At 64.5% G+C, this 15,005-nt stretch carries 12 protein-coding genes; 8 read left to right on the plus strand and 4 right to left on the minus strand.

The annotated features are described in order from the left end of the window. Nucleotides 1-8: 8 nt before the first annotated feature. On the minus strand, nt 9-1,310 hold the full coding sequence (locus tag IG178_RS23615; protein ID WP_193215061.1) for a phospholipase D-like domain-containing protein: 1,302 nt from the start codon (nt 1,308-1,310) through the stop codon (nt 9-11). A gap of 218 nt (nt 1,311-1,528) precedes the next feature. Here IG178_RS23615 and IG178_RS23620 point away from each other — a divergent pair, with 218 nt between their 5' ends. From IG178_RS23620 to IG178_RS23630, 3 genes are all read left to right on the plus strand, one after another. After that, nucleotides 1,529-3,163, plus strand: coding sequence for an ABC1 kinase family protein (locus tag IG178_RS23620; RefSeq protein WP_193215062.1), 1,635 nt, complete (start codon nt 1,529-1,531; stop codon nt 3,161-3,163). Nucleotides 3,164-3,268: 105 nt separating this feature from the next. After that, on the plus strand, nt 3,269-4,282 hold the full coding sequence (locus IG178_RS23625; protein WP_193215063.1) for a DNA topoisomerase IB: 1,014 nt from the start codon (nt 3,269-3,271) through the stop codon (nt 4,280-4,282). Between the two features lie 46 nt (nt 4,283-4,328). Next, nucleotides 4,329-4,883: an NUDIX domain-containing protein gene (locus tag IG178_RS23630; RefSeq protein ID WP_193215064.1), complete on the plus strand. Its 555-nt coding sequence runs from the start codon at nt 4,329-4,331 to the stop codon at nt 4,881-4,883. 286 nt (nt 4,884-5,169) lie between these two features. Here the strand turns inward: IG178_RS23630 and IG178_RS23635 are convergent, their stop codons facing one another. From IG178_RS23635 to IG178_RS23645, 3 genes are all read right to left on the minus strand, one after another. Next, a complete protein-coding gene (locus IG178_RS23635; RefSeq protein WP_193215065.1) occupies nt 5,170-6,768 on the minus strand; it encodes an MFS transporter in 1,599 nt (532 codons plus the stop codon). A gap of 182 nt (nt 6,769-6,950) precedes the next feature. After that, the gene (gene ilvC / locus IG178_RS23640; protein WP_193215066.1) at nt 6,951-8,000 is read right to left on the minus strand and encodes a ketol-acid reductoisomerase; all 1,050 of its coding nucleotides are present in this window, start codon (nt 7,998-8,000) and stop codon (nt 6,951-6,953) included. Between the two features lie 124 nt (nt 8,001-8,124). Continuing rightward, nucleotides 8,125-8,553 carry a 6,7-dimethyl-8-ribityllumazine synthase gene (locus IG178_RS23645; RefSeq protein WP_193215067.1) on the minus strand — a complete coding sequence of 143 codons (429 nt, stop codon included), beginning with the start codon at nt 8,551-8,553 and terminating at the stop codon, nt 8,125-8,127. 127 nt (nt 8,554-8,680) lie between these two features. Between IG178_RS23645 and IG178_RS23650 the strand changes: the two genes are divergently transcribed. The 5 genes from IG178_RS23650 to IG178_RS26055 form a co-directional block, all read left to right on the plus strand. After that, nucleotides 8,681-9,298 (plus strand): TetR family transcriptional regulator C-terminal domain-containing protein, encoded by a 618-nt coding sequence (locus tag IG178_RS23650; protein ID WP_193215068.1) that lies wholly within the window; start codon nt 8,681-8,683, stop codon nt 9,296-9,298. A 67-nt stretch (nt 9,299-9,365) separates the two neighbouring features. Continuing rightward, complete coding sequence (locus IG178_RS23655; protein ID WP_193215069.1) at nt 9,366-10,121, plus strand: SDR family NAD(P)-dependent oxidoreductase; 756 nt, start codon at nt 9,366-9,368, stop codon at nt 10,119-10,121. Nucleotides 10,122-10,177: 56 nt separating this feature from the next. Continuing rightward, nucleotides 10,178-11,392: an efflux RND transporter periplasmic adaptor subunit gene (locus IG178_RS23660; RefSeq protein WP_193215070.1), complete on the plus strand. Its 1,215-nt coding sequence runs from the start codon at nt 10,178-10,180 to the stop codon at nt 11,390-11,392. Nucleotides 11,393-11,485: 93 nt separating this feature from the next. Continuing rightward, nucleotides 11,486-14,623: an efflux RND transporter permease subunit gene (locus IG178_RS23665; RefSeq protein ID WP_193215071.1), complete on the plus strand. Its 3,138-nt coding sequence runs from the start codon at nt 11,486-11,488 to the stop codon at nt 14,621-14,623. Between the two features lie 20 nt (nt 14,624-14,643). Next, nucleotides 14,644-15,005: TolC family protein (locus IG178_RS26055; RefSeq protein ID WP_193215072.1), on the plus strand; the 362-nt coding region annotated here is incomplete at its 3' end.

The following is a 15,005-nucleotide window of genomic DNA, read 5'->3' on the forward strand; positions in this document are numbered from 1 at the left end:
ATCAGCCTTCAGAATTGTTCGTTGAACAGGTACATGAAGCGGTCGAGCAAGCGGTCCTTCACCGACCTCCGCTGCATGTCCGCGGCGGTCACCTCGCGGCACTCGGCCAGGTCTTCTTCAAAAATCTGCTCCAGCTGGCCGGCAACCGCGGGATCGGCGACTCCGACGGTGATCTCCTTGTTGATCTCGAACGAACGGTCGTCGAAGTTGCTGGACCCGATCCCGAACCAGACCCCGTCGACGACCAGGATCTTCTGATGGAGCAAGGTCGGCTGGTACTCGAACAACCGGACCCCTCCTTCGAGGAGACGCTTGAACTGGTAGCGACCCGCCCGTGCGATCAACGGTGAATCGGTGGCGGTCAGCGCGGGGATCATGATTTGCACGTCGACGCCCCTCTGCGCCGCATTGACGAGGGATTCCACCCCCGAGGGATCCGGGAGGAAGTAGGGATTCTGGATCCGGATCCGCTCCTTGGCGTAACCGATGGCGAGGTGGTGGAGCACTTGCACCGACGACGGGCATCCATCGGGCTTCAGGAATGCGACATGGGCGGGACTGTCGCCCGTCGGCCTGAGCTTGGGGAAGGTGGCATCATCGGTGAAAAGCTCGCCGGTGATCTCCGTCCAGCCCTCGAAGAAGCACGACTGGATGTGCGCCACGACCGGTCCGGTGATCACCGCGGAAATGTCGCGGTAGCGTGGCAGCTTCGGTCCGTCCTTCAGCCACTGGTCCGTGATGCAATGGCCGCCGACGATCGCAAGCTTGCCGTCGATCACGAGGATCTTCCTGTGATCGCGGATGTTGATCCGGCCGAAGTTCATCGGCTTCCATATCCGGTGGAAGCGGTGGACCTCGCACCCGGCATCTCGGAGATTTGCCGTACTTCGGGCACACAGCTTTCTCGTTCCGGAGGCATCCCCCATCACGCGGACCTTCAAGCCACGACGCGCGGCTGCCATCAGGGCTTCCGACACCATGCTCCCGGTCTCTCCATCCTCCCACAGGAAGGTTTCGAAGTGCACCGACTTCCGGGCCGATGAGATCGCCCGCTCGACCTCTTCGAAATACTCCGCGTTGCTGACCAGCCTGATGGAATTTCCCTCGGTCGGATGGCCGTGCGTCGAACCCGCAAGGGCGTCCAGCGAGCCGTCGATCCGGTGCCCCGGGGAATCCGTGTAGTGGCACTCCTTGTGACCGACGAGGCGCCAGATCATGAAGACCAGCACCGAGATCACCAGAAGGAGAACGACATCGAGGGCATCAAGCGGCCCGATGTTCAACACGAGATGGACGGGATTCCAGTTCACTTCGGGCTGGAGTATCGACCCGAAAGGGTACGCGTCAAATGGCGCCATGGAACAGCCGTTCACCTGGGGAACGCGCATCCCTTCCTGCCAATGCGCGATGGATTGCACTCCACACCCACTCTCGCCGCACGGATTGCGAATTGCATCTGATACGAAGGGAACAGGCACCCGAAACCGGCGTTGGGGCCGTGGCATGCAAGTTGCGAAAACGCGCGATGATGAAATTCGCCCCTCGCCACCTCCGCCGCTACAAGGACGTCGCCCTCCTCTTCTCGCGATACGGGTCAGGGGCATTGATCGATCAGACCGGATTCACGGATGACGGGAACAACGATGAGCAAACGGGGAGCGGACACGATCTCGCCGCGGACCTCGAGAACATGGGACCCACGTTCGTCAAGATCGGCCAACTCCTGTCGACCCGCGGGGATCTGCTTCCTCCGGCGCATCTCAAGGCACTCGCCCGCTTGCAGGACCATGTCGAGCCGGTCCCCTACGAAGAAATCGAGCGGGTCATCCAGAGCGAGCTGGGAGTGAGGGTCTCCAAGGCCTTTGAATCCTTCGACACCTCACCCCTCGCCGCGGCGTCCCTCGGGCAAGTCCACCTCGCCACGCTTCACGGCGGACGCAAGGTCGCGGTGAAGGTCCAACGTCCCGGGATCCGCCAGGATATCGTGGATGACCTGGACAGCCTGCAACAGATCGCCGAGTTCCTCGATGATCACACCGATTTCGGGCGGACCTACGAGATCGGCAGGCTGGTCGACCAGTTCCGTTCCAGCCTGCTCCGCGAGCTCGACTACCAGCGGGAGGCCAGCCAACTCGCCGAGCTCCGCAACAACCTGCGCGACTTCAGTCGCCTGAAAGTCCCGAAGGTCGTCGATGACTACACCACCCACCGGGTCCTGACGATGGACTACCTCCCGGGCACCAAGATCACTTCGTTGTCAGGAGCGGTGCTCACCGACCTGGATGGCGACGTTCTGGCCGAGGAATTCTTCCGCGCCTATCTCCGTCAAATTCTGATCGACGGCTTTTTCCACGCCGACCCCCACCCGGGCAATCTCCTCCTCACCCACGACCGGGACATCGCGATCCTCGACCTCGGCATGGTCGGCCGGATCCAGCAGCGCATGCGGGACCAACTGGTTCACCTCCTCGCCGGAATCGCCGAGGGTGACGGTGTTCAAACCGCCGAAGCCGCGATGAACATCGGGACTCCCCGCAGCGGGGAGATCAACCGGACCCAATTCATCAACGCCGTGGAAGAGATCGTGGGTGCGGCGAGGGCCCGGCAGCTGGCCAAGATCGACATGGGCACCGTGGTTCTCCAGGTCACGAGCGCCTGCGCGGAAGCGGGGCTGAGGATCCCCGCGGAACTCAGCCTGCTCGGCAAGACCTTGATGAACCTCGACCGTGTCGGGGCGGTGCTCAGCCCGGGATTCGAGCCGGCCGATTCCATCCGCCGGCATCTCGGTGAAATCAGCCACGGCAGGATCAAGGATTCCCTCACCTCGGCCAACCTGCTGGGCATGCTCACCGAAACGAAGGACTTCATCGGCCAGTTGCCCTCGAGGCTGAACCGGATCCTCGAAATGGTCGCGGACAACAAACTCAAGGTGCAGGTGGACTCGATCGACGAGAAGGCCCTGCTGCAAGGGCTCCAGAAGATCGCCAACCGGATCACGCTCGGCCTGATCCTCGCGGCCTTCATCGTCGGCTCCTCCCTGCTCTCCAGGATCGAGACGGAGGTCACGGTGTTCGGCTATCCCGCGCTGGCGATCGGCTTCTTCCTCATCGCCTCGATTGGTTCCCTGATCCTGCTCATCCAGATTCTCTGGAAAGACCGCTAGATGCGCATTGCACGCCGTGATCGCGCAGTTTCACCGACGAGCCGGGCCGGATCGAACCCGATTCCCCGTGGTTCCGTGCGGCATGCTTCATGCGGATACAAAGCAATGAAACTCATCCGTACCTGCGACACCGAACCCGGCTTCCGGCGGCGGCGACACGGCCGCGGATTCGCCTACTTCGATCCCGATGGCGGGCGCCTTGGAGCGGGTGAGCATCTCGACCGCATCCGCTCGCTGGCGATCCCGCCGGCATACGACCGGGTGTGGATCTGCATCCCGCCGAACGGCCACCTCCAGGCCACCGGCCACGATGCCCGTTCGCGCAAGCAATACCGCTACCATCCCGAGTGGCAGGCGCATCGCAACCGCGTGAAGTTCGACGGACTCCTCGAATTCGCGAGGGCATTGCCGTCGATCCGCGACGGCCTCGACAGCATCCTCGCCCGCCGCGCCCTCGATGAAGAAACCGCGACCTCGCTGGCCATTGCGATCATCGACCGGACCGGAGCACGCGTGGGAAACGAGTCCTACCGGGAAGCGAACGGGACCTACGGGATCACGACCCTGGCCAAACGCCACGCCGAACTGCACGGCAGGACGATCGAGCTGAGCTACAAGGCCAAGCACGGCAAGCAGGTCCGGCTCCGCATCGACGCCCCCGCGCTCGCCCGGCACCTGGGCCGGTGCCATGAGCTTCCCGGCCAGCATCTGTTCGCCTATCCGGACGACGCGGGAGAGGTGCATCCGGTCGATTCCGGCATGGTGAACGGCATGATCCAGCGTTTGTCCCGCGGGGATTTCTCGGCCAAGACCTTCCGGACCTGGCGCGGCTCACTGATTGCCTTCGGCCATCTGGTCGGGCTGCCGGACCCGGAAACCCAGACGGGGCGGAAAGCACACGAGGTCGATGCGGTCCGCCACACGGCGAAGGCCCTGGGCAATACCCCCGCAACCAGCCGGAATTACTACGTTCACCCGATCATCACCTCCGCCTGGATGGACGGCCGGTTCGAGGAGCTTGTCGCCGGAGCCAGGAAGCGGCGTTGCCATTCCCGGTTGCGCTCGCCCGTCGAGCGGCTCTTCGCGCGCTTCCTCGAGGTGACTTCCGGCCAGGGGTGAACATCGGATGCTTGCCTTTCGCCGGTAGGGCGGCAGGGTCCCGCCCGTGCACCGCCAGCCGCTCCTCGACCTGCTCGCCCGCTACGCCGCCCTCCACCCGGACGAGGCGGAGACCGTCGGGCGCTTCATCGGCTTCGTGGAGGACGAGCCGGACTGCTTCGAGCGATCGCTCGCCCGTGGCCACATCACCGGATCGGCGTGGATCATCGGAGCCGACGACCGCGAGGTACTGCTCACCCACCACCGCAAGCTCGACCGCTGGCTGCAGCTCGGCGGGCATGCCGACGGCGACCCGGACGTTTTCGCCGTGGCCCTGAAGGAAGCCCGCGAAGAGTCGGGCTTGAGCGACTTCGAACCGGTGATCGACGGCATCTTCGACCTCGACATCCACCCCATCCCCGCGCGCAAGGGTGACCCGGAACATCTCCACTTCGACGTCCGCTACCTGCTGCGCGCCACCGGCTCGACCGACTACGTGGTCAGCGACGAGTCCCACGACCTGCAATGGGTGCCGATGGACGGGGTGGCGGCCTTGACCGACGAGGCCTCCATGATGCGGATGGTCGCGAAATGGCGGGCCTGGGCCGGAAAGAGCGCCTGACCGGGGTCGCAAGCGTCCTTTGGAGTGCAGTGGCAAAGCGCTGGAAGCGCGGCGACACCGCTTTCGAAGCACGGACCCGTGCCGCGGTTCTCCTTCTCGCCACGCACCTCCTTCCCGCCCCGTCCGGGCAGAATCGCCGGGCGATGGGAGTGTCCCACCCGCCCTCGAAAGCGCCGTCGCCGGTCGAAGACTCCCTCTGCCGGCGCACTCCAAGGAGCTTGCCCGGCCACAATAAAAGCGCGGCCCCGCAAGGGAGCCGCGCCTTGAAGAATGCCTTTCGGGCGGATCAGTACTCCGCCGGGCCCTGGACCCCACCGGCCGCCTGCTCGGGCGTGATGCTGAGCGGCTTGTAGCCACCGATGGTCTTGAAGTAGAGCAGGAGCAAAAGGTAGATCGCAGCCATTACCGCCGGGATGTACGCGTCGGCCTTCAAGGTCTTGCGGTCACCCGCGATGCTGGCCGCGGCGAGTTCGGCCTGTTCCGGAGTCTTCTCCTTGGCCTTCTGGGCCTCGGACAGCTTGGTGCCGTCCAGTCCGGTCACGGGTTCAAAGCTGAGGAAAGTGCTCGGCTGCTCGGCCTTGTTCGCTTCATAGAGAGCCGGATTGGTTTCCTTGAGATGCTCAACGGTGAAGCGGTCCTTGGCGTAACCAAGACCCTCGTTGCCGAGGAGACCTGCGGACATCATCCCGATACCACCCATGATCGACATGGCGATGGCGCCGGTCTTCGGGAAGCGGTCACCGACCACCGCCAGCATGGTCGGCCAGAAGAAGGTCTTGCCGAGGGCATAAACGCCGAGGGCCACGAAGGCACCGGCCAAGGTGGTGATCCCGCTGACCATGTTCAAGCCGACCACGGCGAGGACGGCGCAGATCAGAAGGAGCCCGATCGGCGAGATCTTCATCTTGTTCTCGATGAAATGTGCCGAGAAGCGCAGGACGAACATCAGCAGGGAGGTGAAGACAAAAAGAATCTTGCCCTGCGCCGGCGTCAGGATGTTGCCGGTGATGTTCTGGATCCAGCCATCGGTGCCCAGCTCGACGGCGCCGACCAGTGCATGAGTGACGAACAGGACGAAAAGAAGGAATGAGCCGATGGAGAACTGGGTCATGACGCCGACGGCCACCAGCAACGCCCCGCCCACGGCCCAACCCACGGCGACAGGCAAGCCGAGGGACTTCTGGAAGAAGAGAACCACCAGGTAGCAGGCAACGGCCGCACCGAGAATACCGACTTCCTTGAGCATCTCGCCGATCTTGAGGCCCTTGGCCGCGGCTTCGGATTTCGGGAACGACTGCCCCATGAAGGCGAAGCCGTAGAGGATCGTCGGAATCAGGAACAAGCCGAGCTGGATCTTCCAGTTCACGCCGGACTCGCCGAGGGTCCAGCCGATCAGGCCGCCGATCACCAGACCCGCGGGCCAGGAGGCGTGCAGGATGTTCAGGTAGTGGGTGCGATTCTTCGGGAACAGCGTCGCCACGAGCGGGTTGGCGACCGCCTCAAGCGTGCCGTTGGCGAGTGCGAACACGAAGGTGCCCCATTTCAGGAAGAGGAATGCGGTCTCCTGTGACTGCCCTTGATGGGCGCCGAACGTGATGAATGCCGAGAGGATGTGGAACAGGAACGCCGCGAACACCAGTTTGCCGTAGCCGATCTTGTCCACGATCACCCCGCCGATGATGATGCCGAAGCAGAACCCGGTGAACCCGGCGCTGCCGATGGCACCCAGCTGGCCGCCGGTAAAACCGAATTCTTCCGCCCAGTTGGCGAAAATACCTCCACGTACACCGAACCCGATGCCGGCTGCGAGGATGGCGAGGAAGCCGGCCCACAGGAGCCGCTTGGCGTTGTTCGCGACACCGTCGTCGCTGAGTGTGGCTGTCATGGATTTTCTTGGGAAGTGGCGGTCTGTCTAACGGTCATTGGAAGGCATGGCAAGCATGCGGAATGGCAGCGGGGAACGGATTCAAGCGGCGGTTCCTTTCGCCCATGTCGCAATCCTACCCGCGCGGGCATGAAAAAGCCCGGTGACCTCACGGCCACCGGGCTTTGTTGAATCGGAACCGCTTACTTGGAGGCGGAAACGTAGCTGGCTTGCGCAGCGCCCTTCTTGAGCTTCTTCTGCTTGATCCAGCTCATCGTCGAGCGGAGCTTCTCACCGGTCTTTTCGATCTGGTGGGCGGCCTCGGCCTTGCGGATCTCGTTGAACTTCTTGTAGCCGCCGGTGGTCGCTTCAGCGATCCACTCCTTGGCGAACTTGCCGGACTCGATCGCCTTGAGCTGCTTCTGCATGCGCTTCTTGACGCCGGCGTCGATGATCTTGGGTCCGACGGAAACATCGCCCCACTCCGCGGTCTCGGAGATCGAGAAACGCATGCCGGCGATGCCGGACTCGTTCATCAGGTCGACGATCAGCTTCAGTTCGTGGAGGCACTCGAAGTAGGCCATCTCCGGCTGGTAGCCGGCTTCCACGAGGGTTTCGAAGCCGGCCTTCACGAGGGCGGAAGCACCACCGCAAAGGACGCATTGCTCGCCGAAGAGGTCGGTGACGGTCTCTTCCTGGAAGTTGGTTTCGAACACGCCGGCACGGGTGCAGCCGACGCCGCGGGCCCAGGCGAGGGCGATCTTCTTGGCCTTGCCGTCGGCATCGTTGTGCACGGCGATCAGGCCGGGCACGCCCTTGCCGTCGACGAACTGGCTGCGGACGGTGTGGCCCGGGCCCTTCGGAGCGACCATGATGACGTTGACGTCCTGGGGTGCCTCGATGGTCTTGAAGTGGACGGCGAAGCCGTGGGAGAAGAGCAGGGTCTTGCCCTTGGCGAGGTTCGGCGCGATGTCCTTGTCGTAGACTTCGGCGATCTTGGTGTCGGGCACGGCGACGAAGATGACGTCGGCCGCTTTCACGGCATCGGCGGTGTCCATGACCTCGAAGCCGAGCTTCTTGGCGACCTCGCGCGACTTCGACTTCTTGTAGAGGCCGATGACGACCTTGAGGCCGCTGTCCTTGAGATTGAGCGCGTGGGCGTGGCCCTGGGAACCGAAGCCGATGACGGCAAGGGTTTTGTTCTTGAGAGGAGCGAGCGTGGCGTCCTTGTTCGTGTAGATCTTCGCGGCCATGGCGATGCGGTTGTCTGGTGGTGTTCACCGGGGCCTCCTGGCCGCGGCGGGCGGACAAGCTGGACCGTTGATCACGAAGGGTCAAGCGCGCGGTTCGCGGCAAAACGGCCGTGTTTCCAGCCATTCACCCGATGCTGGAAATCGCCCCCAGCATCTTCAGACAGGCATGGCCGACCTCGGTGCCCTTCAAGACGAGGTGATCGCGGAAAAACCCGAGGCGCTCCGGGGTCTCGTCGAACTGGTGGGGCGTGAGCACGCAGGAGAACACCGGTATCCCCGTGTCGAGTTGCACCCGCATCATCCCGGATAGCACGGCGTCGGCGACGAACTCGTGGCGATAGATGCCGCCGTCGACGATCAGGCCGAAGGCAATGACCGCGTCGTACTTGCCGGAAAGCGCCAACTTCTGGGCGAACAGCGGGATCTCCAGGCAGCCCGGGACGGTGAACGTCGTAAAGCCCGCCCCTTCTCCGGACAGCACCACCTGACAGGCATCCGAGGCTCCGCGGAGCAGGTCCGCGTGCCACGTCGCGGAAACGAGCGCAATGTTCATGGCGGCAGCTTCAGGATTCCCGCGGAGGATTGCCAATCCCCAATTGCCGTCCGGATTCCGGCGAAAAAAACACTCCGCCCGAAAATTCCGCTTGTTGTTTACCAAACAGTCAACTATCGGTTCCGGCGTGGGACGCAAAAGTGACGCCAAGCAACGACTGCTCGATGCTGCTCTCGATCTGATCTGGGAGAACAGCTACGGGGTCGTGACGATTGACGCCATCTGCGAAAAGGCCGGGGTCAAGAAGGGCAGCTTCTACTACTTCTTCGAATCCAAGGCCGATCTCGCGGTCGCCGCCCTCGAAGAGGAGTGGCAAGCGGAGATGAAGCCGAAGTTCGACGCCATCTTCTCGGTGTCGAATCCACCGCTCGAGCGCATCCGCTTGTTTCTCCAGTCTGCCCACGATTGCCAGGCGGAGATCCAGAAGGAGCATGGACAGATTCTCGGATGCCCCTGTTTTTCATTGGGTTCCGAGGTCTGCACACAGAACGAGCCGATCCGGGAAAAGGTCCGTGAGACGCTCAACCGCTTCTCCCGCTACCTTGAGTCCGCGATCCGCGATGCCCAGGCGGAGGGTTCCGTTGCCGCCGGGGATGCCAATGTGAAGGCGCGGGCCGTCTATGCCCTCTATGAAGGCAGCCTCGCCCAGGCACGCATTCACAACGACCTGGCCCCGCTACGGATCCTGCCGGACGCCGCGATGGATCTCCTCGGTGCCACCACCACCACCGCCCGTCCCGACTGAACGCTCCCCTTTTTTTGCCCCAATTGTTTACTATACGGTCAACTATTAACCACTGATTCAGAACGCCATGAGCACTCAGAAACTCGCAGGAAAAGTCGCCGTCGTCACCGGAGCCTCGAAAGGCATCGGGGCCTCGATCGCCAAGCACCTCGCCGCCGAAGGCGCCGCGGTCGTGGTCAACTATGCCAGCAGCCGCGAAGGCGCCGATCGCACGGTTGAAGCCATCAACGGGGCCGGTGGCAAGGCCATCGCCGTCCAAGCCAATCTCGCCAAGGAAGAGGAGGTCTCCCGCTTGTTCGCGGAAACCCAGACCGCCTTCGGCCAGGTCGACATCCTGGTCAACAACGCCGGGATCTATGGCTTCGCCCCCTTGGAAGAGATCAATGCCGGACATTTCCACCAGCACTTCGACCTCAATGTCCTCGGACTTCTGCTGGCCACCCAGAAGGCGGTCGCGTTGTTCCCGGAATCCGGTGGCAGCGTGATCAACATCAGCTCGGTGGTTTCCACCAGCGCCTTCCCGGGTTCGGCGGTGTACAGCGCGACCAAGGGCGCGGTCGATGCCATCACCCGGGTCCTCGCCGCCGAACTCGGCCCGCGCGGCATCCGCGTCAACGCGATCAACCCGGGCATGGTCGAAACCGAAGGCACCCACGCCGCCGGCATCGCCGAAAGCGAGATGCAAAGCCAGGTCGAGGCCGCCACCCCGCTCGGCCGCACCGGCCAGCCGCAGGACATTGCCGGCGCCGCGGTGTTCCTGGCGTCCGACGAATCCTCGTGGATCAGCGGGGAAACCCTCCGCATCGCCGGTGGCTACCGCTGACCATGTGTCCCCTTTTTTTGCCGAAATCTTTACCAATCAGTCAACTACTCCTCATCATGAACCCTTCCGATCCCAATGAACCTCCCCTGTCGGAGCCTCCGGACATCGCCGGCTCGCGCTTCACCACCCGCCTGGCGCTTTCACTCGCCGGCGTCGCCATGATTGCCACCGGGATTCACTTCGCACCGCTGGCATTCGCGGCGGATTCAAAGGGCGAGGCCCCGATGATGGTGCCCGCCAAGGTGACGGTCGCGCCGGTCGAACAGCAGACCCTGGCCGACCACCGCGAACTCATCGGCCGCGTCGATGCCCGCGAGACGGTGGAGATCCGGCCACGGGTTTCCGGCCACATCGATGACGTGCGCTTCCAAGCCGGCACGGTGGTGGAAAAGGGCGACGTGCTGTTCGTCATCGATCCCCGCCCCTACCGCGCCAAGGTCGAGCTCGCCGAAGCGGCGCTCGAACGGGCGAAGGTCGGCCTCGGCAAGGCGGAGAACGAGTCCCGGCGGACCGCCGGCCTGCTGGCGAACCGAGCGGTTTCCCGCGAGGAGGCGGAAACCCGCAGCTCCCGTGTCGCCGAAGCCCGCACCGAGGTCCAGTCGGCCGAGGCCCAGCTCGCGACCGCGAAGCTCGACCTCGAATACACCGAGGTGCGTTCGCCGATCCGCGGCAAGGTCAGCCGCGCGCTGATCACCCCCGGCAACCTGGTCTCCGGCGCGCCCGGCTTCGAGAGCCTGCTCGCGACCGTGGTCTCGACCGGCGACGTCTATGTCTATGCCGACGTCGATGAAGCCACCGCGCTGTCGTTTTCCCGGCTGCAACGGGACAAGCAGATCGGCGGCAACGATGGCCGGGTCGCCGTGGAGATGCAGGTCGGTGACGAGAAGGGCTTCCCGCACCAGGGCCTCATCGAATCGTCCGACAACCGCGTCGACCCGTCCACCGGCACGCTCGTCTACCGGATGGTCTTCCCGAATCCCGACGAATCGCTGGTCCCGGGCCTGTTCGCCCGCGTCCGCCTGCCGGTCAGCCCGGCCGCGCCCACGCTGCTGGTCAGCGAGCGCTCGATCGGCACCAACCAGAGCCAGAAGTTCGTCCTGACCGTCGATGAAGAGAACACCGTGTCCTATCGCACCGTCCGGCTCGGCCCGGTGCTCAACGGCAAGCGCGTGATCCGCGACGGCATCGGCCCGCACGACCGCGTGATCGTCAACGGCCTGCAGCGCGTGACCGCCGGCATGATCGTCGACCCCGCGGTCGCGGTGAACTGAGCCGCGGCCCGCACCCCAACCACTCCCCGGACCGGAGCAGCTGCTCCGGTCCGCCGGGGAAGCTTTGTCCCGTTTTCCCACCTGCCTCCCGTCATGAATTTCTCCGACTTCTTCATCAAGCGCCCGATCTTCGCCGGGGTGCTGTCGATCATCATCTTCCTCGTCGGCGCGATCTCGCTGTGGCTGCTGCCAGTCAGCGAATACCCCGAGGTCATCCCGCCGACCGTCGTGGTCCGCGCCACCTATCCCGGCGCCAACCCGCAGACGATCGCGGAAACCGTCTCGACCCCGCTCGAACAGGCGATCAACGGCGTCGAAAACTCGATCTACATGTATTCCCAGGCGACCAGCGACGGGGTGATGACCCTGACGGTCACCTTCAAGCTCGGCACCGATCCCGACCTCGCCCAGGTCCAGGTGCAGAACCGCGTCGCGCAGGCCCTGCCGAAACTGCCCGAGGAAGTCCGCCGCCTCGGCGTGACCACCCTCAAGAGTTCGCCCGACCTGACGATGGTCGTCCACCTGCTGTCGCCGGACAAACGCTACGACGACATCTACGTCCGCAACTACGCGACCCTGCAGGTGCGCGACGTGCTCGCCCGGCTGCCGGGCGTCGGCCAGGTCCAGCTCTACGGTTCCGGCGACTACGCGATGCGCATCTGGCTGGATCCGAACAAGGTCGCCTCGCGCGGCATGACCGCCGGCGATGTCGTCGCCGCAATCCGCGAGCAGAACGTCCAGGTCGCCGCCGGCGCCGTCGGCCAGCAGCCGAACCCGCAGGCGATCGACACCGAGTTGCTGATCAACACCAAGGGCCGGTTGGTCACCGAGGAAGAATTCGAGAACATCGTCGTCAAGGTCGGCGAGCACGGCGAGCGGACGCTTTTGAAAGACGTCGCGCGGGTCGAGCTCGGCGCCTCGGAGTACGCGTTGCGATCGCTGCTCAGCAACACGACCGCGGTCGCCATCCCGATCTTCCAGCTGCCCGGCTCCAACTCGATCGCGCTCTCGAATGCCGTTCGTGAGAAAATGGAAGAGCTCAAGGCCGACTTCCCCGATGGCCTCGACTACGAGATCGCCTACGACCCGACGGTCTTCGTCCGCCACTCGATCGAGGCGGTGGTGCACACGCTGTTGGAAGCGATCGTGCTGGTGGTGCTGGTCGTCATCCTGTTCCTTCAGACTTGGCGCGCTTCCATCATCCCGCTCGCCGCCGTGCCGGTGTCGCTGGTCGGCACTTTCGCGGTGATGCATTTGCTCGGCTTCTCGATCAACGCGCTCTCGCTGTTCGGCCTGGTGCTGGCGATCGGGATCGTGGTCGACGACGCCATCGTCGTGGTCGAGAACGTCGAACGGAACATCGCCCTCGGCTTGTCCCCGCTGGAAGCGACGAAGCGCGCGATGCGAGAAGTCACCGGACCGATCATCGCCACCGCGCTGGTGCTTTCCGCGGTGTTCATCCCGACCGCCTTCATCACCGGGCTGAGCGGCCAGTTCTACAAGCAGTTCGCGATCACCATCGCGATCTCGACCATCATCTCGGCCTTCAACTCGCTGACCCTGTCACCGGCGCTGAGCGCCCTGCTGCTGCGCGGTCACCACGCGCCCAAGGACGGGCTCACCCGCCTGATGGACCGCCTCTTCGGCTGGTTGTTCCGGCCCTTCAACCGCTTCTTCGACTGGCTCTCGCGCAAGTATGCCGGCGGCGTCCAGCGGATCGTCCGCCGCGGCGCGATCGCCTTGCTGATGTATGGCGGGCTGGTCTTCCTCACCTGGTCGATCTTCAAGAAAGTCCCGTCCGGTTTCGTGCCGGAACAGGACAAGGCCTACCTGGTCGCCTTCGCCCAGCTTCCGGAGGGCGCCTCCCTCGAACGCACCGATGAGATCATCCGCGAGATGGGCGAGATCGCCCTCGGGGAGGAAGGCGTCAACAACGCCGTGCAGTTCCCCGGCCTGTCGATCAACGGCTTCACCAACAGCCCGAACTCCGGAATCGCCTTCATCGGCCTCAAGCCCTTCGAGGAACGCGGGGGGCCCGGACTTTCGGGGAAAGAGATCGCCGCCAAGTTGCAGGCGAAGTTCGCCGGCATCCAAGGCGCCTTCGTCGCCGTCTTCCCGCCGCCGCCGGTCAATGGCCTCGGCACCACCGGCGGCTTCAAGCTCTACATCGAGGACCGCGCCGGCCACGGCTACGACGAGCTCTTCAACGCCACCCAGGCACTCGTCGCCAAGACCAACCAGACGCCCGGCCTGGCCGGCATGTTCTCCGGCTTCACCGTCAACAACCCGCAGCTCGACGCCGACATCGACCGCGCCAAGGCCAAGCAGCAGGGAATCCCGCTCGGCAACATCTTCGAGGCGATGCAGGTGAACCTGGGATCGCTCTACGTGAACGACTTCAACCGCTTCGGCCGCACCTATCAGGTCATTGCCCAGGCCGACGCGGAGTTCCGCACCAGCGCCGGCGACATCGCCCGCCTGCGCACCCGCAACGACCAGGGCCGGATGGTCCCGCTCGGCTCCGTGCTGACCGTCAACGAGGCCTACGGCACGGACCGCGCGATGCGCTACAACGGTTACCCCGCCGCCGACCTGACCGGTGGCCCAGCGCTCGGCTTCAGCTCCGGCCAGGCCGAGGCGCTGATGGAAAAGGTCGCCGCCGAGACCCTGCCGAAGGGCATGACCCTCGACTGGACCGACCTGACCTACCAGAAGATCCTCGCCGGCAACACCGGCATGCTGGTGTTCCCGATCAGCATCCTGCTGGTGTTCCTCGTACTAGCCGCGCAGTATGAAAGCTTCCGCCTGCCCTTCGCGGTGCTGCTGATCGTGCCGATGGCCCTGCTGTCGGCGATGATCGGGGTCTGGGCGACCGATGGTGACAACAACATCTTCACCCAGATCGGACTGATCGTGCTGATCGGCTTGGCGGCGAAGAACGCCATCCTGATCGTCGAGTTCGCCGTCCACCTGCGCGAACAGGGCAAGGGCGTGGTCGAATCCGCCGTCGAGGCCTCGCGCCTGCGCCTGCGGCCGATCCTGATGACCTCCATCGCCTTCATCGCGGGGGTCTACCCGCTGGTCGCGGCCACCGGTGCCGGGGCCGAGATGCGCCATGCCATGGGCGTCGCGGTGTTCGCCGGAATGATCGGCGTGACCGTCTTCGGCCTTCTTCTGACCCCGGTCTTCTACGTCGTGCTGGAGCGCGTCGGCCGCAGCAAGACCGCCTGATCCCCACCAAGGAATTCCCCATGAAAACTTCCCGCCTTTTCCTGCTCGCCGCAGCCTTCCTCACCTCCTGTTCGCTCGACCCCGCGCTCGACAAGCCCGGTGCCGAGGTCGTGCCCGTCAGTTTCGCCGGCAACCGCGGCGGCTCCGTTTCCGCCGACCTGGAATGGCGGTCGTTCTTCACCGACCCCCGCCTCCGGAAGTTGATCGACCTTGCGCTCGACAACAACCGCGACCTCCGCGTCGCGGCGCTGAACGTGGAGCAGGCACGCGCCCGCTACGGTATCTCCCGCAGCGCGCTCGCTCCTTCCATCGATTTGTCCGCCACCGGCTCACGACGGCGGACACCGGGCTCGACCGCCTCCGGGGGGACGGCGGGCGGCGC

It is taken from the genome of Neoluteolibacter marinus, assembly GCF_014904755.1.
GTDB classification, from domain to species: Bacteria; Verrucomicrobiota; Verrucomicrobiia; order Verrucomicrobiales; family Akkermansiaceae; genus Haloferula; species Haloferula marina.